This window comes from Aquisalimonas asiatica, assembly GCF_900110585.1.
Classification (GTDB): domain Bacteria; phylum Pseudomonadota; class Gammaproteobacteria; order Nitrococcales; family Aquisalimonadaceae; genus Aquisalimonas; species Aquisalimonas asiatica.
Genome location: NZ_FOEG01000008.1, coordinates 72,421 through 94,125 on the forward strand (window position 1 = coordinate 72,421; position 21,705 = coordinate 94,125).

Genomic DNA, 21,705 nt, shown 5'->3' on the forward strand with positions numbered 1-21,705 from the left:
CACTTCACCCCCGGCTCTTCAGATACTCCGCAAACGCCGGCCCGAGCTCCGGGTGCTGGAGTCCGTACTCCACCGTGGCCTTCAGGTAGCCGAGCTTGCTGCCGCAGTCGTAGCGCCTGCCGGTGAACTCGTGCGCCAGCACCCGTTCGTGGCCCAGCAGGGTGGAGATGGCATCGGTGAGCTGGATCTCGCCCTTGGCGTCCGGGGGTGTGTCACGGAGCAGGTCGAAGATGCGCGGTGTGAGCACGTAGCGCCCGACCACGGCGAGGTTGGAGGGCGCCTCCGCCGGGTCCGGCTTCTCGACGATGGCGTCCACCGCCGAGAGCCCGTCGGAGAAGTCCCGTGCGCTGACCACGCCGTAGCTGCCGGTCTCCTCCATGGGCACGCGCTCCACCCCCAGCAGCGAGCACTGGTGATCGTCGAACTCGCGCACCATCTGCGACATGACCTTCTCGCCCTGGCCGTCGATCAGGTCGTCGGCGAGGATGACCGCGAACGGCTCGTCGCCGACCACGGGCTGGGCGCAGAGCACCGCATGGCCCAGGCCGAGGGCCTCACCCTGGCGGATGTAGATGCAGTTCACGCCCTCCGGCACGGTGCTGCGCACCAGCTCCAGCATCTTGTGCTTCTGCTTGGCCTCCAGCTCCACTTCCAGCTCGTAAGCCTTGTCGAAGTGGTCCTCGATGGCGCGTTTGGTACGGCCCGTGACGAACACCAGCGTATCCGCGCCCGCCGCCACCGCCTCTTCCACGGCGTACTGGATCAGCGGCTTGTCCACCACCGGCAGCATCTCTTTCGGACTTGCCTTGGTGGCCGGCAGGAAGCGTGTGCCGAGGCCGGCCACGGGGAACACGGCCTTGCGAATGCGTTGGGTCATGAACGGGTCCTTCCCTTGCTCGGTGTTGAGGATTGGCTTGGAAAATAGAGCCTGGCGGCAGCCGGCGCAAGCCTAGCTGCGATGCCGGTGCAGGTACGCCAGCAGTCCGCGGGTGGAGGGGTCCGCATCGTCGGCATCGCGCTCGCCGGTGATGGCCGGCAGCAGCTCCCTGGCCAGCTTCTTGCCCAGCTCCACGCCCCACTGGTCGAACGGGTTGATGCCCCAGATCACGCTCTGCACGAAGACCTTGTGCTCGTACAGGGCCACCAGCTCCCCGAGGGTGCCCGGGTCCAGGCGGTCGAAGAGAATGGTGTTGCTGGGCTTGTTGCCCGGGTGCACCTTGTGTGGAATCGCCTGCTCGATCCGCTCCGGCGGCACACCCGCCGCCTCCATTTCGCGCCGCGCCTGGTCGGCGGTCTGCCCCTCCATCAGCGCCCGGGTCTGGGCGAAGCAGTTGGCCAGCGCCAGATCGTGGTGCTCCGGGTATTCCGCGGAGCCGTGCACCGGTGCCAGGAAGTCGGCCATGACGGGCCGCGTGCCCTGATGCAGGAGCTGATAGAAGGAGTGCTGTGCGTTGGGGCCCACTTCGCCCCAGACAATGGCGCCGGTGTCGTAGTCCACCGGCGTGCCGTCTCGGGTCACACACTTGCCGTTGCTCTCCATCTCCAGCTGCTGGAGATACGCCGGAAAGCGGTGCAGGCGGTGGTCGTAGGGCAGCACCACATGCCCCGGCGCACCCAGGAAATTGGTGTACCAGACGCCGAGCAGCCCCATCAGCACCGGCATGTTGTGGCGCCAGGGTGCGGTGCGGAAGTGCTGGTCCATGGCGTGAAAGCCGTCCAGCATCGCCTCGAAATTCTTCATGCCCACGGCAATGGCCAGGGGCAGCCCCACGGCGGAGGGCAGCGAGTAGCGGCCGCCGACCCAGTCCCAGATGCGGAACCGGTTCTCCTCGCGGATGCCGTACTCCGCCATGGCGGCGTCGTTGGACGACACGCCCAGGAAGTGCTGGCCGATGGCGTCCGTATCGGCGACCTGGCGCACGAACCAGTCCCGCGCCGTACGCGCGTTGGTCATGGTGTCCAGGGTGGTGAACGATTTCGACGAGATGATGAACAGGGTCGTCTTCGGGTTGACCCGCTCCAGCACGTCGGTGACGTGGACGCCGTCGATGCTGCTGACGAAGTGCATGCGAATGGCGTTGGTGCGGTAGGGGGCCAGTGCTTCCGTGGCCATGACGGCGCCCAGGTCGGAGCCGCCCACGCCCACGTTGACCACGTCGGTGATCACGCGACCGGTACAGCCGCGGTACTCGCCGCGGTGCAGGCGGTTGACGAACAGGCGCATGCGCGTGAGCTCGCGGTCCACATCCGGCATGACGTCGCGGCCGCCCACGTACATGGCGCCGTTGCCGCGGTTGCGCAGGGCCATGTGCATGGCCGCGCGGTTCTCGGTGCTGTTCACCGGCTCGCCGGTGAACAGGTGCTCGATCCACTCGCCAAGGCCGCAACGGGCCGCAAGGCCCGTGAGGTGCTCGAGGGTGTCGCCGGTGATCAGGTTCTTGGAGTAATCCAGAAACAGCCGGTCCGTCTCCATGCTCAGACGCTGATCGCGCTGGGGGTCCGCCTGGAACAGGTCACGGATGCGCTCGTTACGGATGAGCCCCGCGTGTGCGCAGAGCGTCTGCCACTCGGGCAGTCCGGTCAGGGAGGGGTGCGAGGCTTGGGAGTCCGCCATGGTCTGGGATGCCGCTGGATCGACTGTGTGTTGATTGCCGCCGCGGGTGCCCCCCGGCCGGGTTAAGCTGGGGACGTGCGCAGGCGCGTTTCCCAGTGGCGAAAGTGTACATCATGACGATCCTGAACGATCCCTCAACCGGTGCTTGCCATGCCTTCCGCCCTGGCACACAATCCCCGCGCATGATGTTGCTGTTGACCCGTCTTCGCTCTGCGTCGCCGCCGGTGCTGTTGTCGGCGCTGCTGGCGCTCGCCGCCGCGTCCCTGCCGGGCGCGCTCTCCGCCGATGAAGTCCCGCGCGTGGAAATGGATCCGCCCGAGTCGTCCGTGACCAGTCGGTGGGGCGTTGGCGTGGCCCATGGCGTGCAGTGGTACGCGGATGAGGATGACGGAAATGGTGAATCCGGCACGGTCAACGCCGTGCAGATCACGTATCGTGCGCTGCTGGACACCGAGCGCGAGGGGCGCTGGCTGTTCGAGCTCGGTTTCGAGCACGCGGTGTCCGGCGACCGGCCCGAGATCGCGCCGGGCCAGTTCCGGCGGGTGCGCTCCAACGGCGTGTTCTACCGGTTCAGCCGCTATTTCGGCAGCTCGCCGGTCTACGTAGGCGGGCGCGCCGGCATGAGCCGGGTGCGCGGCCCGGAAGACAAGAGCAATCTGGATCTGGTGCTCGGGTTGCAGGCGGGCGTGTCGCTGACATCCTGGCTGGATGCCGGCGTGGAAGCCGTGGCCGCTGCCCCCGGTGCCGACGGCGGACAGCCGGCCGACGTCCGTGGCGTCGTCACGGTGGCGTTCTGAGCGCGCGCCGTGCCATTCACTCTGGGAAGGTAACGCCATGACTTACTGTCTTGCGGCATCCGTGAATGCGGGTTTGGTGTTCGCCGCGGATTCGCGCACCAACGCCGGCCTGGATCACATCAACACCTACCCAAAGCTGCACCCCTTTGTCTGGGAAGGGGAGCGCGCGCTGGTTCTGCTCAGTGCCGGCAATCTGGCGACCACGCAGTCGGTGGTGGCGGAACTCCAGCGGGAATCGCAATCCGGCGGCCCGCTGTACGAGGCCCGCTATCTTGATGAGGCGGCCGAGTACGTGGGCCGACTCAGCCAGCGCGTCCAGTCCCGCCACACGCCGGAGGGGCCGGGTGCCAGCAGTGTCTCGCTGGAGGCCACGTTCATCCTGGGGGGGCAGATCGGTGACCAGGAGCCGGGGCTGTTCCTGGTCTATCCCCAGGGCAACTACATCACCTGCTCCGATGAACAGCCGTTCCTGCAGATCGGTGAAACCAAGTACGGCAAACCGATCCTCGACCGCATCATCGAGCCGTCCCTGTCACTGGAGGATGCCGCGCGGTGTGCGCTGGTCTCCATCGATTCGACCATGCGCAGCAATCTCTCCGTCGGGCCGCCCCTGGATCTCATGATCTACCAACGCGACTCCCTGGAGTTTCCCCGGGCGCTGCGCTACAAGCTGAACTCGCCGTACTTCGCCTCCATCCGCAAGCAGTGGGGCGACGGGCTGCGGCGGCTGTTCGACGAGCTGCCGCGGTTCGACTGGGAGAAGTAGCCGGAGCCGCGTCACTCCTCGCCCATGCCGGTGGCGTGAATGACCTGGTGGATGAACTCCAGCTTGCTGCACACCCCCGGGCTGAAGGTGAACGGGTAGGTGTCGGGCGCGCCGACGCTGCGGGCGAGGGCGTTCATGATCACCGTCAGCCGCATCCACTCGCCCAGCAGTTGCCGGAAGTCGGTGATGTTGTAGAGAAACCGCCGGTACTGCTCGTGTTCGGCGATGATCAGCCCCAGGTCGGCGGCGGTCTCCAGGGTGTCCCGCAGGTGCAGGTAGTGCGCCCAGGTCTCGGCCCAGTCCTCCCAGGGATGGGCGCTGGCATAACCGGAGATGAACGCCTCGCGCCAGTCGCTGCGCGGCTGCTCATGGTGCGCCTGCAGCGCGGCCCGGTAGTCGGCGCGCTCGTCGCCGAAGCGGCGGCGGAACTCGTCGTGCCAGCCACTCCCGGCAATGAGCCGCTCCCAGTAATAGTGCCCGCTCTCGTGGCGCAGATGGCCGAGCACCGTCCGGTAGGGCTCCGCCATGAGCACACGTGTGCGTTCGCGGTAATCGTCATCCGCCTCGGCGATGTTCAGGGTGATCACGCCGCCGGCGTGGCCGGTCATGACCAGCGCGTCACTGCTGGTGCTCGCCATGAACTCGAACGCCAGGCCGTGCTCCGGGTCCGCGTGGCGGTCGATCACGGGCAGCCGGAGGCGCAGCAGGCCGTAAACGAGGTAGCGTTTGGCCCGTTCGATGACTCGCCAGCGCCGGTTGTTGCCGTCTACCGCCAGGTCCGGAATCACCGTGGTCAGGCGGCAGGAACGGCAGAGATTGCCGTCGTCCCCGGCCTCGATCATCCAGTTGCAGCAGATGGCGGTCTTGCGGTTACCGCAGTCGCGCAGTGGCGGGGCCTGTTCGTTCTCGGCCAGACGCCACGCGCCGTCCGCGTCCGGTTCCAGCGGCGCCACCCGGATACTGCCCGGAATAAACCCCAGATGTCGCCCGCATGCCAGGCAGGAGGTGTTGTCGAAGAAAAGCCGGTTGCCGCAGATACAGGTTGCGTGTTGCATTCGCTCGCCGCTGTTGCCGAGTGGTGCCCCCTGGCCCGAGTCTACTCTGATTCGGGCCTTGATTGGGGCGTCCGCGGCGGGCTGTCGGCCCATTCATGGTCGCGGCCACGATGATCACTATTTGTGCACCTGATCACGGAGCAAGACCGCCTGGTCCCTCTAGACTGTCGCAAAACGGGAACAGACCACGCGGCCGCCACGATGTCGCGGGCTGAATGGGCAGGGGGCTCATATAATATGGATAGGTTGATGCTGGCCATGCGCCGGGGGCTGGGGCGTATCAGCCTCAAACCGGCGGGCTTTCGCGGACGGTCTTTTCGGAATGGAACATCCGGTCTCCTGGAGAGCACCGGTGGAGAGCAATCATGGGTGGAACTGAGAGAGGAAACGTTTCCGCTAAGGCGAAACTGGCGTTCGCAGCACTCGCCGCGGGGGCCCTGGCCTGGGCCGTTCTGATCGGCTCCAGCGCGGTGGCGGCGGAACCGGCCGATCAGATCAAGGTCTACAAGACCCCGGGGTGCGGCTGCTGTACGGCCTGGGAAGACTACCTGCGTGACGAGGGTTTCGAGGTGGTCTCCCGGGACGTCAACCAGCACGAGCTCAACGCCATCAAGCAGGAGCAGGGCCTGGGGCGCGAACTGGCGTCCTGTCATACTGCGTTCATCGGTGATTACGTCATCGAGGGGCATGTACCGGCGGAGGACATCCGGCGGCTCATCGAGGAGCGCCCCGACGTGGACGGCATTGCCGTCCCCGGGATGCCCGTCGGGTCCCCGGGCATGGAGATGGGGGACAGGCAGGATCCCTACGACGTGGTGACGTTTGTCGACGGCCGCAAGATGGATGTGTTTGCGAGTCATCACCAGTAACGTGCAGGCTGTGTAACGTTTCCTTAACGGTCGTTTCTGCGGTACAAATGCAGGATACGAACACAGGTGAGCTCCAGGGCGACTGAGGGAGGAGCCAATGGCAATCGCTGATGACGTGCGGCGGACACCGCGAGAAGTGGTGGACCAGTACATGCGGGTGTTTCGCACGGATACCGGTGAGCTGGTCGGCTACCTTGCCGATATCAGTATCTACGGCCTGATGCTGCAGAGCCAGTCACCCTTGATGCTGAGCGATGGTGAAGAGCGGGTGGCACTGCGCCTGGAGCTGGACACGCCCATCGACAAGGCCAGTGAGCTGACCTTCGAGGCCCGCCCCGTGTGGTCGCGCAAGGAAGGGAGTTCCGTGTTTCACCACACCGGTCTCGAGTTCGTCGAGCTGCCGGAGGACGATCAGCGCCGTGTCCAGACCCTCATGGAAACCTACCGCCTGACCACCGTCTGAATCACTGACGCGCCCGGGGCGGCGTTCCAGCCGCCCCGGATCGATCCCTACCCGCCGGTCTACGGCAGATTCGGGAAGTGCAGCCCGGCCATCTGCTGCATCACGCGCACCACCTGGCAGCTGTAACCGAACTCGTTGTCGTACCACACGTACAGCACGCACTTGTCGCCGTTGACCAGCGTCGAGGTGGAGTCCACCACGCCCGCGTGCCGGGAACCCACCAGGTCGGTGGAGACGATTTCCGTGGACGCCGTGTAGTCGATCTGTTCCTGCATGTTCGAGTGCAGGGCGATCTCGCGCAGGTACTCGTTCAGCGTCTCCTTGCTGGTCTCCCGTCCCAGGTTCAGGTTGAGCACGGCCAGCGACACGTTGGGCGTGGGCACGCGGATGGCGTTGCCGGTGAGTCGGCCCTTGAGCTCCGGCAGCGCCTTGGCCACGGCCTTGGCCGCACCGGTTTCCGTGAGCACCATGTTCAGCGCGGCGCTGCGCCCACGGCGGGAGCCCGGGTGGTAGTTGTCGATGAGGTTCTGGTCGTTGGTGTAGGAGTGCACCGTCTCCACGTGGCCGTGTTCGATGCCGAACTCGTCGTTGATCGCCTTGAGCACCGGCACGATGGCGTTGGTGGTGCAGCTCGCGGCGGAGACGATGCGGTCGTCGGCCTTGAGGTCGCCGTGGTTCACGCCGTGGACGATGTCCGGCATGTCGCCCTTGCCCGGCGCCGTGAGCAGCACCTTGCCGGCGCCCTTGGCCTTCAGGTGCAGGCCGAGGCCCTCCGGGTCGCGCCACTTGCCGGTGTTGTCAACGATCAGGGCGTTGTCGATGCCGTACTGGGTGTAGTCGATCTCGTCCGGGGAATCAGCGTAGATCACCTGGATGAAGTTGCCGTTGACCAGCAGGGCGTTGGCGTCTTCCAGCACGTTGATGGTGCCGTCGAAGGAGCCGTGTACGGAGTCGCGCCGGAGCAGGCTGGCGCGCTTGGCGATGTCGTGGCCCTTGCCCTTGCGCACCACGATCGCCCGCAGGCGCAGCTTGTTGCCGCTGCCGGTGCGCTCGATCAGCTGCCGCGCCAGCAGGCGGCCGATGCGGCCGAAGCCGTACAGCACCACGTCCTGGGGCTCGGTCAGCTGCAGCGACCCGCGGCCCTCGACGATGCTCTCCAGCTTGCGCTCCAGGTACTGGCGGATGGTCTCATCCTTGGCGGCGTCGCTCAGGTAGCCGCTGGTGAGCTTGCCCAGGTCAAGGCGCGCCGGCGAGAGCTCCATGGCGGCGAGCTCCTGGAGCACCGGCAGGGTGTTGTGAACCGACAGCCCCTCCGGTTCATACTGCTTGACGAAGCGGTGCGCCTTGAGGATGTCGATGGGCGTGCAGTTGATCAGGGGGCGTCCGTAGATCCGCAGAACCACCCCGCGGTCCCGGTACAGACGGCCGATCAGCGGCAACATCTCCTCGGCGAGTTCCTGGCGCTGGGTCCAGTCGTTAAGATAGGAATCTTGCTGTTGCTGGTTCATGTGCACTCCATAACCCGTCGGGACGGTGGCGAATGAGCGCTGTTGGCACTCGACATCGGGTGGGTCTCGCGAGGTGCGCGATTGTATAAAAATCAGATGCTTTAGGGAACCGGAATAGGGAGGTCGCCGGCATGCGGCGCGAAATCGTCACGGAAATCCATATTCAGGCGCCGCCAGAGGCGGTCTGGGAGGTGCTTCTGGACTTCCCGGCCTATCCGCAGTGGAACCCGTTCATCACCGGGATCAGTGGCGTCGCGGACACGGCGTCGCGGCTCGCGGTCACCATCCAGCCGCCGGGGAAGCGTCCCATGGTGTTCCGGCCGGAAGTGCTGCGCGCGCTCCCGGCCCAGGAGCTGAGCTGGCTGGGGCGGGTCGGTATCCCCGGCCTGTTCGACGGCGAGCACCGGTTTCTGCTGGAGCGGGACGAGGAGCGCGGTGGCACCCGGTTCCTGCATCGGGAGACCTTCAGCGGCATTCTGCTGCCGCTGCTGTGGTGGACCATGGCCAAGCCCACGCGGGCGGGGTTCGAGGCCATGAACCGGGCCCTGAAGCAGCGCGCGGAAGGCACCCCGGCGCAGCCGGCTAGCGTCGACGCAGCCGATACCCCAGCTCGTGAAACCCGGCTTCATGAGGCACGGTGAAGTCGGCCTCCGCCGGCCAGATCCAGTCTGCATCCGTGAACAGTGCCCGCATCTGCTCAGGCGATGAGTGAAAGGGCGGGCCGTTGCGCCAGGGGGTCTGTGCGAACAGCGCATACAGCGTGCCGCCGGGCCGTACCCACTGGCGCAGGCGCTCGGCGTAGTCGGGGCGCAGGGCCGGGTCGAAAGCGCACAGGCAGGTCTGCTCGTAGACCGCGTCGAACGGGCCGTCCGGATGCATGTAGGTGAACACGTCGCCTTCGACCACGTCCGCCGTCAGGCCTCGGGCCGCCAGGCGTTCGCGCAGCGCGGCCAGGGGCTCGGGGACGATGTCCAGGGCGGTCACGCTGAACCCGTGCGCGGCGAGTAGATCCACCTCGTAGCCATTGCCGCAGCCGGGCACCAGAATCCGGCCGGGTGTCATGTGGCCGGCGTCCAGCCAGCGTCGCAGGGCCGGGCTGGCGTCGCCACGGTCCCAGCCGGTCTTGCCTTCCAGCCAGCGTTGATGCCAGTAATTTGCCTGGTCGGTTGCCATGATCGTTCCCGCAGGGGTTGACGCAATAGGGCATGATGGGGCCTTTTACGCGTTTTCGCCAGCGCGGACGGCGGCAGCCCATCATCGCGGAGGCAGTGCATGTACAACCAGGCAGAACGTGGTCCGCTCAAGGGGATGAACCCGCGCCTGACGCTCATCGCCACCCTGTTCGTCGTCGCTGCGATGGTCTACGGCGCCTTCTTCACCGCCACGCTCGGGGACACCCTTGGCGCCATGCGCGCCGTGCTGGATCCGTTCCTGGAGTGGTACTACGTGCTGCTGGTGGCGTTTCTGCTGTTCTTCATGGCGTGGCTCGGCATGGGGCGCTACAAGAACGTGCGGCTGGGCAGCGATGCCGAGGAGCCGGAGTTCACCTTCTTCTCCTGGGTGGCCATGCTGTTCGCCGCCGGCACCGGTGTCGGCATTCTCTTCTGGGCGGTGGCCCAGCCGATCATGCAGTTCCAGGGCAACCCGTTCGTGGACGAAGGCGGCACCGCCGAGGCGGCCACGGTCTCCCTGCGGCTCACCTATTTCCACTGGGGGCTCAACGGCTGGGCCATCTTCTCCTTCGTCGCGCTGGTGCTCGCCTATTTCGCCTACCGCCGCGACCTGCCCCTGACCATCCGCTCGGCGCTGAACCCCTATCTCGGCGACCGTCGCCTCGGGCTGCGGGGCGACCTGGTGGATACCCTGGCGGTGTTCGGTACGGTGTTCGGCATCGCCACCACCCTGGGCCTCGGGGTGCAGCAGATGAACTCCGGCATGGGCGTGGTGTTCGGGCTGGACGCCTCCGTCACCCTGCAACTGGTGATCACCGCCGTGATCGTCGGCATTGCCACGGTGTCGGTGGTCTCGGGTGTCCAGCGAGGCGTGCGCTGGCTGTCGGAATTCAACTTCTGGCTCAGCATCGTGGTGGTGGTGTTCCTGCTGCTGTTCGGGCCGACCCAGTACCTGATCGGCATTACCATCGAGGCTGCGGGTGATTACCTGCAGAACCTGCTCGCGCTGACGTTCCACACCAATGCCACCCGCGACGACGGCTGGCAATCCGAGTGGACGGTGTTCTACTGGGGCTGGTGGCTGGCCTGGTCTCCGTTCGTGGGCATGTTCATTGCCCGCGTCTCCCGCGGGCGGACGTTCCGCGAGTTCGTCATGGGCGTGCTGCTGGTGCCCACGGTCATTACCATGGTCTGGCTGGGCCTGTTGGGCGGCACGGCACTGCACCACGAGCTGTTCGGTGACGGCGGCATCATCGAGGCGGTGGACGCCGATGAGGCGGTCGCCCTGTTCGCCACGGTGGAGGCGCTGAACCTGGGCCTGCTCGGCACGGTCGCGTCCGGTGCGCTGCTGGTGCTCATCGCCACCTACCTGATCACCTCCGCCAACGCCGGCACGCTGGTGGTCACCACCATTCTCTCTGGCGGCGACCCGGAGCCGCCGCGCTTCCACCGCATCCTCTGGGGCGTCATCCTCGGGCTGCTGACCGCCGTGCTGCTGCTTGCCGGCGGGCTGGAGGTGCTGCAGGCGGCGGTGATCATGGCGGCGCTGCCGTTTTCGGTGGTGATCATGCTCATGATCGCCGGGCTGTTGCGCGCCCTGCATGACGAGCGCTTCGCCGCGAGACAGGGGCATCGCACCGAGGCACCGCGCGAGCCGTGGGCGGATCTGGACGATGCCGGCCGGGCGTGCGCCGTCTCGTTCCATGACCCCGATTGCGAACCGGTGCCGGATCCGGGGGGCGGTCAGAAGGAAGAGGCGTGACGGTGGATTGCGGACAAACTTGCCGTGACGCCCCGGCCCCGGTTACCCTTCGCCGGCTATGCCGTTGAAATGACTCGAAGGTCCTCCCGGGGTTCTGGGCAGGGCCTCGTGTTGGTTCTACACTATCCGGGCGAGAGCTTCAGTCAGAGCGCATGAACCAGAAAGTCTACGTCAAGACCCACGGCTGCCAGATGAACGAGTACGACTCCGCCAAGATGGCGGACGTGCTGGTGGACGAGCGGGGCTACGAGCGGGTGGGTGATCCGGCCGAGGCCGATCTCATCCTGCTCAATACCTGCTCCATCCGGGAGAAGGCCCAGGAGAAGGTGTTCTCCCAGCTCGGCCAGTGGAAGCAGCTCAAGGACGCCAACCCCGATCTCATGATCGGCGTCGGCGGCTGTGTCGCCTCCCAGGAGGGGGAAGCGCTGCAGAAGCGCGCGCCCTTCGTGGATCTCGTGTTCGGCCCCCAGACCCTGCACCGCTTGCCGGAGATGGTCGACCGCGCCCGGGATGAGCGCAAACCCCAGGTGGATATCTCCTTCCCCGAGATCGAGAAGTTCGACCGCCTGCCCGAACCCCGCGCCGAGGGCCCCACGGCGTTCGTGTCCATCATGGAGGGCTGCAGCAAGTACTGCAGCTTCTGTGTGGTGCCCTACACCCGCGGCGAGGAAATCAGCCGGCCCTTCGACGACGTCATCGCCGAAGTGGCCGATCTCGCGGAGCAGGGTGTACGCGAGGTGAACCTGCTGGGGCAGAACGTCAACGCCTACCGCGCCGAGATGGCCGATGGCACGGAAGCGGATCTGGCGCTGCTGATCAACTACGTGGCCGCCATCGACGGCATCGACCGCATCCGCTACACCACCTCGCACCCCATGGAGTTCAGCGACAGCCTCATCGAGGCCTACGCCGAGGTGCCGGAGCTGGTGGACCACCTGCACCTGCCGGTGCAGAGCGGGTCCGACTTCGTGCTCAAGCTCATGAAGCGCAACCACACTATCGACGCGTTCAAGGACAAGGTGCGTCGCCTGCGGGAGATCCGCCCGAATATCAGCATGTCCTCGGATTTCATCATCGGCTTCCCCGGAGAGGACGAAGAGGCGTTCGAGGAGACCATGGCGCTGGTCGAGGAGATCGGTTTCGATACGTCGTTCAGCTTCATCTACAGCGCCCGGCCCGGCACGCCGGCTGCCTCGCTGTCGGACACCACGCCCCACGAGATCAAGAAACAGCGGCTGCAGCGGCTGCAGGCCACCATCGAGGCCAACGCCCGGCGCATCAGCCAGGCCATGGTCGGCACCGTGCAGACCGTGCTGGTGGATGGCCGCTCCAAGCGCAACGACAACGAGATCGCCGGGCGCACCGAGAACAACCGGGTGGTCAACTTCCCCGGCCATCCGCGGCTGATCGGGCGCTTCGCCCAGGTGCGCATCACCGAAGCGTTGCCCAATTCCCTGCGCGGTGAGATGGTGGGCTTTCACGATGACGAGCCGGCGATCGGTGCCGCCGTAACCGCTTGAGGTCTGTGACAGGATTTTGAAAGGACAACCCGAAGCCCTGGATTTCACCCTTGAGCCGGCAGACAACGACCGGCTCGCCAACCTTTGCGGCCAGTTCGACGAGAACCTGCGCCAGGTCGAGCGCCGACTGGGCGTCGAGATCAGCAACCGCGCACACCGTTTCCGGGTGATCGGTGATCAGGCCGCTGTCAGTGCGGCGGTGAACGTGCTGCAGGATCTCTACAACGCCTCCGCCGAAGAGGAACTGTCCCCGGAGAACGTGCACCTGTTCCTGCAGGATTCCGCCGTGGAAGAGCGCGTGCGCGAGGGGCACGAGAAGGCGCGTGGCGAAGAGGTGGTGATCCGCACCCGCAAGGCGGAGATCCGCGGTCGCGGGCCAAACCAGCAGGGCTACCTGCGCAACATCCGCGACAACGACCTCAACTTCGGTGTCGGCCCCGCCGGCACCGGCAAGACCTACCTGGCCGTGGCTGCTGCCGTGGAGGCGCTGGAGAGTGACGCGGTGCGCCGCCTGGTGCTGGTGCGCCCGGCGGTGGAGGCGGGCGAACGCCTGGGCTTCCTGCCCGGTGACCTGGCCCAGAAGGTGGACCCGTACCTGCGGCCGCTGTACGACGCGCTGTTCGAGATGCTCGGCTTCGACCGCGTGGCCAAGCTCATCGAGCGCAACGTCATCGAGATTGCGCCGCTCGCCTACATGCGTGGCCGCACTCTGAACCAGTCGTTCATCATCCTCGACGAAGCGCAGAACACCACCGTGGAGCAGATGAAGATGTTCCTCACCCGCATCGGCTTCGGCTCCACCGCCGTGGTCACGGGGGACGTCACCCAGGTGGACCTCCCCAAGGGCACGGCGTCCGGCCTGCGCGATGCCGTGGAAGTGCTGCGGGATGTCGAGGGCGTGAGCTTCACCTTCTTCTCCGCGGCCGACGTGGTGCGCCATCCGCTGGTGCAGCGGATCGTGCAGGCATACGACCGCATCAGCGAGGCCCGGGACGGGAACAGCGGCGCATGATCGATGTGGCTTACCAGGTGGCGTGTGACGGGCCGTCGCTGCCGGACGAGTCCGCCGTCACCCGCTGGGTGGAGGCCGCACTGGCCGGGCGTCGCGACGCGGCCGAAGTGGTGGTGCGTGTGGCCGGCGAAGAGGAGGCCCGCGCGCTCAACCGGGACTACCGCGGCCGCGATTACGCCACCAACGTCCTCTCGTTCCCGTTCGAGGCGCCGCCCGGATTCGACGATCTCCCCGAGCTCGGCGATCTGGTGATCTGCGCCGAAGTGGTGGCGCGCGAGGCGGCGGAACAGGACAAACCCGTCCAGAATCACTGGGCGCACCTGGTGATTCACGGCACGTTGCATTTATTGGGCTACGATCATATTGAGGAGGCGGAGGCCGCCGTCATGGAAGGACTGGAACGGGACATCCTGGCGGCCCTGGGAATCCCGGATCCCTACCGGGGCGAGGCTGCCGACCTCTGATCTTCATGGTGATGGCGCGGGAGCCGATGAGCAACGAGGACCGAAGTAGTAGCAGTGACCACCGCTCCTGGCTGGATCGCATCAGCCAGGCCATCTCGGGCGAGCCGCGGGACCGCGACAGCCTGGTGGAGATCCTCAGGGACGGGCAGCGGCGCGGTCTGCTGGATGCTGATCAGCTCGCCATGATCGAGGGCGCGCTGCACGTCTCCGAGATGCAGGTGCGCGACATCATGATTCCGCGCTCGCAGATGGTCGTGGTGCGGCGCGACGCGACCACCGACGAGCTGCTGCCGCCGGTGATCGAGTCCGGGCACTCGCGGTTTCCGGTGATCGGCGAGAGTCGCGACGACGTCATCGGCATTCTCATTGCCAAGGATCTCCTGCAGTTTGCCTCCGCCGGGAATGCGTCCACGTCCTTCGACATGCGCGAGGTCATGCGGCCGGCGCTGTTCGTGCCCGAGAGCAAGCGCCTGGACGTGATGCTCAAGGAGTTCCGTGCCAGCCGTAACCATCTTGCGGTGGTGGTCGACGAGTACGGCGGTGTCGCCGGCATGGTCACCATCGAGGACGTCCTGGAGCAGATCGTCGGCGAGATCGACGACGAACACGACGTGGGTGATGACACCTACATCCTCAGCCGCCGGGACGAGGGCAGTGTGATCAAGGCGCTGACACCGGTTGAGGACTTCAACGAGCACTTCGGCACCAGCCTCAGTGATGACGAGTTCGACACCATCGGCGGCTACGTGGCGCATGCGTTCGGTCACGTGCCGGTACGCGGCGAGACGGTCAGCCTGGAGGGGCACCGGTTCGAGGTGGTACGCGCCGATAACCGCCGCATCCATTTGCTGATGGTGCGCCCGGAGGAGCCGGCCGCCCGGGACGAGAAGCCCGGCCGGCGTTCTGTCAGTCACTGATTGCCGCGGCGCAGCGCAGGAAACGGGTCGCATTGCCCGCCGGTTCATGGAGATACTACTCCCATGAACGCAGCCACCCAGCCAACATCCGGAGACCGTCGCGTGGCCACCGCCATCCACTGGCTCGTGGCGCACGCGGAGACCCGCCCCGGCCTGGACGACGTCGCCCGGGCGGCGGGGCTGGCGCCGTCGCACTTCCAGCGGCTGTTCCGCCAGGAGGTGGGCATCAGCCCGAAACGGTTTCTGCAGTACCTGCTGGGCCGGGAGGCCAGCCGGCGCCTGGCTGCGGGCGAGTCCGTGCTGGACGCCACCTACGGCAGCAGCCTCTCCAGCCCGGGGCGGCTGCACGACCTGGCCGTGACCCTGCACGCCATGACGCCGGGTGAGCTGCGCGATGGCGGGAGGGGGCTGACCATCCACTGGGGGTGTCACGACTCGCCCTTTGGCCCCGTGGGGCTCGCCATGACCGACCGGGGCATCTGCCACCTGGCCTTCGTCGGCGCCGCGCCCGATGCCAATGCCTTCCGCGGCACGCTCCAGGCGGCCTGGCCCGGCGCGCGACTGCTCCAGGATCACGCCCGCACGGCCCAGCCGCTGACCCAGTTCCTCGGCGCGGGTGGCTACGGTCCGTTGAGCCTGCACGTGCGTGGCAGCAACTTCCAGCTACAGGTCTGGCAGGCGCTGCTGACCATCCCCGCCGGGGCGACCACCACCTACCAGGCGCTGGCCAGCGCGGCGGCGCGGCCCGGTGCCGCCCGGGCCGTGGGCACGGCCGTGGGGGCGAATCCGGTGGCCATGGTCATCCCCTGCCACCGGGTCATCCGCACATCGGGCGCTCTCGGCGGCTATCGCTGGGGACTCAACCGCAAGCGTCTGTTGCTGGCCGCTGAAGGCAGCCTTGCCCGGGGCGCGTGAGCCGTCGGGGCGGATCACTAGAAGTCGAAGCGCAGACCGGTGGTGAATACGGTGAGGTGGCGGCTGTCGTAGCCGCGCCCCCGGTCCTGGTACTGTACCCCGGTGTACCAGCGCATGCCCTGGCTGAACAGGCGGTTCAGGGCGATGGTGTAGTTGTAGATGTCGAAATCGTCATCGTCGGCGTCCATGTAGCCCCAGGCCAGCCAGAGCATGCGCATGCCGTACGCCTGGCTGAGGCCGACCATGTGGTGCCGGGTGTCGAAGTCAAAGGTTTCCTCGGGCGTGATCGGGTTGAGGGTGAGCGTGCCGCTGTCCCGCTCGACACTGGCGTCGTCGATGCGGTCGCGCACGCGAACCTTCTCGTACTGGTAAGCCAGGCTGGCCTCGCCGGTGTCGAAGCGGGCGCCCAGCTTCCAGTTGCGGTTCTCGCCGGCCGGCAGGCTGTCGTCGCGGCTGTAGGCGCCGATCAGCTCCCACGGCCCCTCCCGGTAGATCCCGCCCACCAGCAGGTCGTCGCCGCTGCGGTCCACGTCGTCGTCGGAGCGGTCATCAAAGCCGTACTGGATCAGCAGCTCGATGCCCGCAAGCGAGTGGGTGCGGTACTCCACCAGGCTGTTGATGAAGCCGTCGTTGCCGTAGGCGCCCCCGGTCATGCCGCCGGCGCGGCGCTGCTGGAGTTCGGTGGCGTTCATGAGATCCCAGTGAATGCCGCCCACCTGCTTGTAGGCACCGGGCAGGCGCCCGGCACGCAGCTGGCCCGCCGTGCCCTGAATGCCCACCCAGGCCTCCCGGGCGCGGAACGGGTTGCTGCTGTCCTCGTCGTCATTGCCGAACGTGTCCGGGTCCAGCCCCACCTCGGCGCGGCCCAGAGCCGCGGTGGAACCGGCGATGGCCTGCCGGGCCGCAATGCCGATACGGCTCTGGCCCTTGTCGTCGCCGATGGTGCCGCCGTGCCCCTGGGCGGAACTGTCGAAGTAGGTGTAGCCCACCTGCAGGCGGCCGTCGATCTCCACGTCCACCGCCGCGGCCGGGCCGGCCATGGCGGCGACCGCCGCCAGCGCCAGGCCCCGCGCAATCCCTGTTGTACGCATTGTCTCCCCCTGCCCGGGCGCGGTCCGCGCCCCGATGATCAGCCCGCATTGTTGCCGAGGGGCGCGCCGCCCGCAACCGGCGGGCGTTTCCCGGGGGGTAGCCCGGCCGGTATACTGCGCCGGAGTGCACCCCGCACCCTGCACCCCACACCCCGGCCAACCGTGGACTGCTGACCATGCCCAAAGGCGTGACCCGTGAAGGATTCACCCGCTGGCGCTGCCTGGCACTGCCTGGCGTGCTTCTGGCGCTGTTGCCATCACTGGTTCAGGCACAGGCCGGCGGCCCGCCGGGCGGCTGGTCCGTGGGCGCCGCCGCGGTGGTGTCAGGAAAGCCCTACGGCGATGCCGACTACGACGTCATTCCGGTGCCGTTCTTCGGCTATGAAGGCGAGCGCGTGTTCTGGCGCGGGCTTGCTGCCGGGTGGCGCGGGCCGTCGGGCGATCGTGTGCAGACCGCCGCACTGGTGCGGGCGAACATGCAGAGTTTCGATGGCTCCGACGACCGCCTGCTGGAGGGAATGGACAGCCGGCGGCGGACGGCCGAGGGTGGCGTACAGGTCTCGGGCGGGCCGCCGTGGCTGCGCTTGCAGGCCAGCGTGTACCAGGAGCTGCTGGGGCGCCATGATGGCCAGGTGCTGGAGCTGCAGGCCTCGGTGCCTGTTCCCGTGGGGGATTGGGTCGTGATCCCCTCCATCGGTGGCGACTGGCAGAGCGCCGACATGACGGCCTACTACTACGGGGTGGAAGAGGGCGAGCAGGACGCCAGCATCGGCCGTTCCGCCTATTCACCCGGTGCCGCGTTCAACCGGACCGTCGGGGTTGGTCTGCGCTACCGCGGGCACGATCGCATGGGCGTCATCGTGCAGGTCCGGCGGGAGTTCTTCGACGGCACGCTGCGCGACAGCCCCATTGTCGAGGGCGGTGGCCGCTGGTCGGGAGTTGTCGGGGTCAGTTGGCAGTTATAACGCCGCAAAAAAAGAAGGCAGGGGGGTCAAACCCTGCCTCAACGCGCTCAGACCCCTTGGAGGTGGAGTCATTCTGTGCCCTCCGCGGCGGCACTCCGTTGCGCCGGTAGAAGGAGGATTGGACTACTGCAGCTCACCTTGATTCAGTGTGAGATTACAGCGTTACAATCCTGGCGTGCTGAGGCGTGGTTCACAAATCCCGTTGGTTGGTCAGTCCGGGTTCTCGACAAACAGTTCGCGGGCGAGGGCGGCCCGCGCCTCGGCATCCCCGGGGATGGATTCCAGGGCCTCGACCCGACGCAGCCGTCGCAGCAGGCTGGTGCGATTGGCCAGCTGGATGCTGAGCCCCGGGCGCGCATTGAGCTCCAGCATCAGCGGGCCCTGAAAGCGGTCGAGGACGATGTCCACGCCCAGGTAGCCCAGTTGCGCAAGGGAGTGGCAACGCGCCGCCAGGATCAGCAGGTTGTGCCAGTCGGGGATCTGGATCCCGGCGATGGGCGACCCGGTGTCGGGGTGTTCGGTAATGTCCCGGTCCAGGCACACGGCGGTGGTGGTACGGCCCGTGCCAATGTCCAGCCCCGCCCCCACGGCGCCCTGGTGGAGGTTGGCCTTGCCGTCGGAGCGGCGGGTGGGCAGGCGGACCATGGCCATGACCGGCACGCCCCGGAAGACCACCGTGCGGATGTCCGGCACACCCCGGTAGCTGATGTCGTCGAACAGGGGGTCGAACTGGACACGCTGCTCGATCACCGCCTGGTCCGGCTGGCCGCCCAGGCTGTGCATGCCGCTGAGGATGTTGGAGACGTGGTGGTCCACGTCCTGCTGTTCCATGAGGACGCCGCTGGCCCGGCGATAGCGGCCGTGCTGGCTGCCGGCCACCACCAGGATACCGCTGCCGCCGCTGCCGTGCGCGGGCTTGATGACGAAGTCATCCCGCCCGGCGAGGATGTCCGGCAGCTGGCGAATCTGGCGCTCGATCTCGATGGTGCCGTACAGGGCGGGCACCTGGATGCCGGCCTCCTCGGCCAGCTTCTTGCTACGCAGCTTGTCGTCCACGAACGGGTAATGCCGGCGGTCGTTGTACGCCATGATGAATTCGGCATTGCGGCGGTTCATGCCCATCACTTCCGCCTCGCGAACCCGGCGCAGGAAACCGATCATGGTCTTGGCTGCTCCCGGAAGAGCGCCCGGAACCGCCACAGCTCCGTGAGACGGAAGCCGGAGTAGCGGCCCATGAGCAGCATGATCGCCAGGATGATCAGCATCGACTCCGGGAACATGAAGGCGATGTGCGCCAGCGGCGGGTAGTTCATGACGCCGTAGCCGATCACCGCGACGAACAGGCTGCCCAGACCCTGCTGAATGGCGTCACGGGCGCCGTTCTCCTCCCAGACCAGCGACATGCGCTCGATGGTCATGGCGAGAATGACCATGGGGAACAGGGCGATGGAGAGGCCGTACTCGATGCCCAGGTGGTGGCTGACCACACTCATGCCCATCATGAGAAGCACCACGGCCACCAGCACCGAAGCCACACGCGGCACCAGCAGCAGTTGTAATCGCTCCAGGTAGAAGCGGAATGCCAGCCCGCAGGCGACGATGCTCGAGAACAGAATGATGCCCCACAGGAGCTGGGTTTCGCGGAAGGCCAGCGCGATCAGCACCGGCATGAACGTGCCGAAGGTCTTGATGCCCACCACGTTGCGCATGAGCACCACGATCAGCGCGCCGATGGGCACCAGCACCAGGGTCTGGTAGATGTTCTGGGTATCCACCGGCAGGCCCAGCAGGGAGAAGTCCAGCACCCGGGAGCCGAGAATGTCGGCACGGCGCTCGGCCACGTCCACGACAGCACGCACGGTGCGCGCGGAGGAGAACCCGTATTCGCGGATGCTGGCGCCGCTTGCACTCACGATGGGCGCGTCCCCGCGATACCAGACCAGCTGGTCCTCCTGGTAGCCGCGTTGCCCGGTGCGGGCGTTGAACGGGATCCACTCGGTGCCGTTGTGGACTTCCAGGTAGGGCACGGTACCCGCCCGGCGCATGCCCTCGCGCAGCTCCAGCACATGGCTGACGCGGGCGGGAATCCGTGCCCCGGCGAGGATGTTGGCGATGTTCTGCACGTGCATCAGGTCTTCCTCGACCCCGCCGCGCAGCACCTGGATGTGCTCGTCCGGACTGTCGGCGTTGTAGCGGTCCAGCAGGCGGCGGGTGAACGACGCAATGTCGGCCGACTCCTGCCGGACTTCCTCCAGTACCGTGAACGCCGCCGAGCCGTAGGGCTCGCGATACTCCGGCACGGTCGGGAAGGACGGTTGATCACCCTCGATGGCATCCCGGTCACCGTCGGGGGCGGAGGCGATCTGGAGCCTGTAGTAGAGGGTGTGCTGCCCGTTGGCCCGGCGCGTGGTCCAGAGCGCCTGCCGGTTGGTGCCGTCGCTGTCGCGGGAAAGCCCGAAGCGCCCGGAGACGAAGTCCTCGCTGAGCACGTTGAACCCTGGCGGGTTCGTCGGCAGCATGAAATCCACCTGGCTGGGGCCGGTGTCCGCATCCAGGCTGATTCGGGACTCGACAGTCCATATTGTGGTTTCTTCGTCCGGCGTCAGTGGCAGTCCCAGGTTGGCGACCTTGTGCCACATCATTGCGGCGCCGACCGCGATCAGCAGAGCGGCGAGAATTTTGAGCTGCAGATTTTTCAATGCCCGAGCCTTTGCTAAGCAGCTTGTAAAGGGCGGGGGATCAGTCGCGCAACTGTCCCGGCCGCATGGCATTCATCACGTTTGGATCAGCTCACCGAGGCCGGGATCCATAGCAGGAGCGCTGGTTCGGTGGTAGCTGTCGCCGGGGAGAGTCTGTGGGGAGGGGGGAAAAGCGTCAAAGCGTCGCTTAAAGGCGACGGACCCGGGCAGCCCCGGGTCCGTCCTGGCGATTACCAGTCGTCGTCATCGCCGCCGAAGTCATCCTGCTCATCCATGTCCTGTTCCATTTCCTCGAACTCGTCCTCATCGACGGGTTCGCAGGCAGTCAGAGCAAACATGCCAGTCATGAGAAGAATGGCCAGAAGCATCGTTAGCCGTTTCATGTTGACCTCCATCAGTCGTTGAACGGTGGGCGGTTGCCCGTCAATGAGGTTTACAGCAGGAACCATGCCAGCGGGTCCGGTGTCATAACCGCGCGGGTTTGCGCTGCGGAGGCTGTCTTGCACCGGCCGACCTGTGTCACGCTGTGTAGCAATTTGGCACATGTGCCTGGCTGGCAACGGTCATTCCCTGGTTTATCGTCTGGAGGGCACTCCATGCTGGATGCCATTAACCGCTTCTTCGCCGATTATCTTGCCGCGCCCGCCGATGGCGCTGGGTCCGCGGAAGATGAAGAACACCGGCTGCAGCTGGCGACGGCCGCGCTGCTGATCGAGGTGACCCGCGTCGAGCGGCGCGACGACCCGGACGAGGCGGCTGCCACGGAGCGTGCGGTGCGCGAGAAGTTCGGGCTGGATGCCGAGGAGACGGTCGCGCTGCTTGAGCTGGCGCGCGAGGAGATCGAGCGCTCCGTCTCCTATTACGAGTTCACCTCGCTGATCCACGAGCATTTCGACGCCCACAGCAAGGCACGGATCATCGAGCTGATGTGGCGTGTGGCGGCCGCCGACGGCCACGTGAACAAGCACCAGGAAGCGCTGGTGCGGAAGATCGCGGATCTACTCTACGTGCCGCACAAGGCGTATATTGCGGCGAAGCTGCGCGGTTTGTCCGCGGAGGGAATCGAGTTGGCGTGATACAGCTGGCTTCGGCCCCGGAGCCCCGGAGCCGAAGTGG

Annotated in this window: 22 protein-coding genes; 13 read left to right on the forward strand and 9 right to left on the reverse strand. The window is 66.7% G+C overall.

Annotation, left to right across the window (positions count from 1 at the left end; all coding sequences use genetic code 11):
- Window positions 1-4: 4 nt before the first annotated feature.
- Both galU and pgi read right to left on the reverse strand, forming a co-directional pair.
- Window positions 5-877, reverse strand: coding sequence for a UTP--glucose-1-phosphate uridylyltransferase GalU (gene galU, locus BMZ02_RS14945; protein ID WP_091645333.1), 873 nt, complete (start codon window positions 875-877; stop codon window positions 5-7).
- A gap of 72 nt (window positions 878-949) precedes the next feature.
- A complete protein-coding gene (pgi, locus tag BMZ02_RS14950) occupies window positions 950-2,614 on the reverse strand; it encodes a glucose-6-phosphate isomerase (RefSeq protein ID WP_091645335.1) in 1,665 nt (554 codons plus the stop codon).
- 194 nt (window positions 2,615-2,808) lie between these two features.
- On the opposite strand from pgi, the gene BMZ02_RS14955 reads away from it, so the two are divergent.
- Both BMZ02_RS14955 and BMZ02_RS14960 read left to right on the forward strand, forming a co-directional pair.
- Entirely contained in the window at window positions 2,809-3,411 is a 603-nt protein-coding gene (locus tag BMZ02_RS14955) for a hypothetical protein (RefSeq protein WP_139209228.1), read from the forward strand.
- 37 nt (window positions 3,412-3,448) lie between these two features.
- Window positions 3,449-4,177 carry a proteasome-type protease gene (locus BMZ02_RS14960; protein ID WP_091645338.1) on the forward strand — a complete coding sequence of 243 codons (729 nt, stop codon included), beginning with the start codon at window positions 3,449-3,451 and terminating at the stop codon, window positions 4,175-4,177.
- An 11-nt stretch (window positions 4,178-4,188) separates the two neighbouring features.
- On the opposite strand, the gene BMZ02_RS14965 is transcribed toward BMZ02_RS14960, so the two are convergent.
- Window positions 4,189-5,232, reverse strand: coding sequence for a zinc-binding metallopeptidase family protein (locus tag BMZ02_RS14965; RefSeq protein WP_091645340.1), 1,044 nt, complete (start codon window positions 5,230-5,232; stop codon window positions 4,189-4,191).
- Window positions 5,233-5,597: 365 nt separating this feature from the next.
- Between BMZ02_RS14965 and BMZ02_RS14970 the strand changes: the two genes are divergently transcribed.
- The gene (locus BMZ02_RS14970) at window positions 5,598-6,101 is read left to right on the forward strand and encodes a DUF411 domain-containing protein (RefSeq protein WP_091645342.1); all 504 of its coding nucleotides are present in this window, start codon (window positions 5,598-5,600) and stop codon (window positions 6,099-6,101) included.
- 97 nt (window positions 6,102-6,198) lie between these two features.
- Window positions 6,199-6,564 (forward strand): PilZ domain-containing protein, encoded by a 366-nt coding sequence (locus BMZ02_RS14975; RefSeq protein WP_091645343.1) that lies wholly within the window; start codon window positions 6,199-6,201, stop codon window positions 6,562-6,564.
- A gap of 59 nt (window positions 6,565-6,623) precedes the next feature.
- Here the strand turns inward: BMZ02_RS14975 and BMZ02_RS14980 are convergent, their stop codons facing one another.
- Window positions 6,624-8,072 carry a glyceraldehyde-3-phosphate dehydrogenase gene (locus BMZ02_RS14980; RefSeq protein WP_091645345.1) on the reverse strand — a complete coding sequence of 483 codons (1,449 nt, stop codon included), beginning with the start codon at window positions 8,070-8,072 and terminating at the stop codon, window positions 6,624-6,626.
- A 131-nt stretch (window positions 8,073-8,203) separates the two neighbouring features.
- Between BMZ02_RS14980 and BMZ02_RS14985 the strand changes: the two genes are divergently transcribed.
- Window positions 8,204-8,713 (forward strand): SRPBCC domain-containing protein, encoded by a 510-nt coding sequence (locus tag BMZ02_RS14985; protein ID WP_091645346.1) that lies wholly within the window; start codon window positions 8,204-8,206, stop codon window positions 8,711-8,713.
- Here the strand turns inward: BMZ02_RS14985 and BMZ02_RS14990 are convergent.
- Window positions 8,655-9,245 carry a methyltransferase domain-containing protein gene (locus BMZ02_RS14990; RefSeq protein ID WP_091645348.1) on the reverse strand — a complete coding sequence of 197 codons (591 nt, stop codon included), beginning with the start codon at window positions 9,243-9,245 and terminating at the stop codon, window positions 8,655-8,657. The two genes, BMZ02_RS14985 and BMZ02_RS14990, sit on opposite strands and share 59 nt — an antisense overlap.
- A gap of 99 nt (window positions 9,246-9,344) precedes the next feature.
- On the opposite strand from BMZ02_RS14990, the gene BMZ02_RS14995 reads away from it, so the two are divergent.
- The 6 genes from BMZ02_RS14995 to BMZ02_RS15020 all read left to right on the forward strand — a co-directional run bounded on the left by BMZ02_RS14995 (window position 9,345) and on the right by BMZ02_RS15020 (window position 15,834).
- Complete coding sequence (locus tag BMZ02_RS14995; RefSeq protein WP_091645350.1) at window positions 9,345-11,006, forward strand: BCCT family transporter; 1,662 nt, start codon at window positions 9,345-9,347, stop codon at window positions 11,004-11,006.
- Between the two features lie 152 nt (window positions 11,007-11,158).
- On the forward strand, window positions 11,159-12,526 hold the full coding sequence (gene miaB, locus BMZ02_RS15000; protein ID WP_091645352.1) for a tRNA (N6-isopentenyl adenosine(37)-C2)-methylthiotransferase MiaB: 1,368 nt from the start codon (window positions 11,159-11,161) through the stop codon (window positions 12,524-12,526).
- 16 nt (window positions 12,527-12,542) lie between these two features.
- Window positions 12,543-13,538, forward strand: a complete 996-nt coding sequence (locus BMZ02_RS15005; RefSeq protein ID WP_091645354.1) for a PhoH family protein — start codon at window positions 12,543-12,545, stop codon at window positions 13,536-13,538.
- Window positions 13,535-14,002 (forward strand): rRNA maturation RNase YbeY, encoded by a 468-nt coding sequence (ybeY, locus tag BMZ02_RS15010; protein ID WP_091645355.1) that lies wholly within the window; start codon window positions 13,535-13,537, stop codon window positions 14,000-14,002. The genes BMZ02_RS15005 and ybeY overlap by 4 nt, the downstream gene beginning before the upstream one ends.
- A 26-nt stretch (window positions 14,003-14,028) precedes the next feature.
- Window positions 14,029-14,919 (forward strand): CorC family transporter, encoded by an 891-nt coding sequence (locus tag BMZ02_RS15015; protein ID WP_091645357.1) that lies wholly within the window; start codon window positions 14,029-14,031, stop codon window positions 14,917-14,919.
- 63 nt (window positions 14,920-14,982) lie between these two features.
- A complete protein-coding gene (locus BMZ02_RS15020; protein ID WP_091645358.1) occupies window positions 14,983-15,834 on the forward strand; it encodes a methylated-DNA--[protein]-cysteine S-methyltransferase in 852 nt (283 codons plus the stop codon).
- Window positions 15,835-15,851: 17 nt separating this feature from the next.
- On the opposite strand, the gene BMZ02_RS15025 is transcribed toward BMZ02_RS15020, so the two are convergent.
- Window positions 15,852-16,925: a porin gene (locus tag BMZ02_RS15025; protein ID WP_091645360.1), complete on the reverse strand. Its 1,074-nt coding sequence runs from the start codon at window positions 16,923-16,925 to the stop codon at window positions 15,852-15,854.
- Between the two features lie 176 nt (window positions 16,926-17,101).
- On the opposite strand from BMZ02_RS15025, the gene BMZ02_RS15030 reads away from it, so the two are divergent.
- Window positions 17,102-17,890 carry a MipA/OmpV family protein gene (locus tag BMZ02_RS15030; RefSeq protein ID WP_091645361.1) on the forward strand — a complete coding sequence of 263 codons (789 nt, stop codon included), beginning with the start codon at window positions 17,102-17,104 and terminating at the stop codon, window positions 17,888-17,890.
- Between the two features lie 210 nt (window positions 17,891-18,100).
- On the opposite strand, the gene BMZ02_RS15035 is transcribed toward BMZ02_RS15030, so the two are convergent.
- The 3 genes from BMZ02_RS15035 to BMZ02_RS19045 all read right to left on the reverse strand — a co-directional run bounded on the left by BMZ02_RS15035 (window position 18,101) and on the right by BMZ02_RS19045 (window position 20,972).
- Window positions 18,101-19,051 carry an alpha-L-glutamate ligase-like protein gene (locus BMZ02_RS15035; protein WP_091645363.1) on the reverse strand — a complete coding sequence of 317 codons (951 nt, stop codon included), beginning with the start codon at window positions 19,049-19,051 and terminating at the stop codon, window positions 18,101-18,103.
- Window positions 19,048-20,589 (reverse strand): inactive transglutaminase family protein, encoded by a 1,542-nt coding sequence (locus BMZ02_RS15040; protein ID WP_091645365.1) that lies wholly within the window; start codon window positions 20,587-20,589, stop codon window positions 19,048-19,050. The genes BMZ02_RS15035 and BMZ02_RS15040 overlap by 4 nt, the downstream gene beginning before the upstream one ends.
- A gap of 230 nt (window positions 20,590-20,819) precedes the next feature.
- Window positions 20,820-20,972 (reverse strand): hypothetical protein, encoded by a 153-nt coding sequence (locus tag BMZ02_RS19045; protein WP_171909946.1) that lies wholly within the window; start codon window positions 20,970-20,972, stop codon window positions 20,820-20,822.
- Window positions 20,973-21,185: 213 nt separating this feature from the next.
- On the opposite strand from BMZ02_RS19045, the gene BMZ02_RS15045 reads away from it, so the two are divergent.
- Window positions 21,186-21,665: a tellurite resistance TerB family protein gene (locus BMZ02_RS15045; RefSeq protein ID WP_091645367.1), complete on the forward strand. Its 480-nt coding sequence runs from the start codon at window positions 21,186-21,188 to the stop codon at window positions 21,663-21,665.
- Window positions 21,666-21,705 lie beyond the last annotated feature (40 nt).

Coding starts and splice junctions, on each gene's coding strand:
- galU (WP_091645333.1), bottom strand. CDS start 877: ATGACCCAACGCATTCGCAAGGCCGTGTTCCCCGTGGCCGGCCTCGGC.
- pgi (WP_091645335.1), bottom strand. CDS start 2,614: ATGGCGGACTCCCAAGCCTCGCACCCCTCCCTGACCGGACTGCCCGAG.
- BMZ02_RS14960 (WP_091645338.1), top strand. CDS start 3,449: ATGACTTACTGTCTTGCGGCATCCGTGAATGCGGGTTTGGTGTTCGCC.
- BMZ02_RS14965 (WP_091645340.1), bottom strand. CDS start 5,232: ATGCAACACGCAACCTGTATCTGCGGCAACCGGCTTTTCTTCGACAAC.
- BMZ02_RS14970 (WP_091645342.1), top strand. CDS start 5,598: ATGGGTGGAACTGAGAGAGGAAACGTTTCCGCTAAGGCGAAACTGGCG.
- BMZ02_RS14975 (WP_091645343.1), top strand. CDS start 6,199: ATGGCAATCGCTGATGACGTGCGGCGGACACCGCGAGAAGTGGTGGAC.
- BMZ02_RS14980 (WP_091645345.1), bottom strand. CDS start 8,072: ATGAACCAGCAACAGCAAGATTCCTATCTTAACGACTGGACCCAGCGC.
- BMZ02_RS14985 (WP_091645346.1), top strand. CDS start 8,204: ATGCGGCGCGAAATCGTCACGGAAATCCATATTCAGGCGCCGCCAGAG.
- BMZ02_RS14990 (WP_091645348.1), bottom strand. CDS start 9,245: ATGGCAACCGACCAGGCAAATTACTGGCATCAACGCTGGCTGGAAGGC.
- BMZ02_RS14995 (WP_091645350.1), top strand. CDS start 9,345: ATGTACAACCAGGCAGAACGTGGTCCGCTCAAGGGGATGAACCCGCGC.
- miaB (WP_091645352.1), top strand. CDS start 11,159: ATGAACCAGAAAGTCTACGTCAAGACCCACGGCTGCCAGATGAACGAG.
- ybeY (WP_091645355.1), top strand. CDS start 13,535: ATGATCGATGTGGCTTACCAGGTGGCGTGTGACGGGCCGTCGCTGCCG.
- BMZ02_RS15015 (WP_091645357.1), top strand. CDS start 14,029: ATGAGCAACGAGGACCGAAGTAGTAGCAGTGACCACCGCTCCTGGCTG.
- BMZ02_RS15020 (WP_091645358.1), top strand. CDS start 14,983: ATGAACGCAGCCACCCAGCCAACATCCGGAGACCGTCGCGTGGCCACC.
- BMZ02_RS15025 (WP_091645360.1), bottom strand. CDS start 16,925: ATGCGTACAACAGGGATTGCGCGGGGCCTGGCGCTGGCGGCGGTCGCC.
- BMZ02_RS15030 (WP_091645361.1), top strand. CDS start 17,102: ATGCCCAAAGGCGTGACCCGTGAAGGATTCACCCGCTGGCGCTGCCTG.
- BMZ02_RS15035 (WP_091645363.1), bottom strand. CDS start 19,051: ATGATCGGTTTCCTGCGCCGGGTTCGCGAGGCGGAAGTGATGGGCATG.
- BMZ02_RS19045 (WP_171909946.1), bottom strand. CDS start 20,972: ATGAAACGGCTAACGATGCTTCTGGCCATTCTTCTCATGACTGGCATG.
- BMZ02_RS15045 (WP_091645367.1), top strand. CDS start 21,186: ATGCTGGATGCCATTAACCGCTTCTTCGCCGATTATCTTGCCGCGCCC.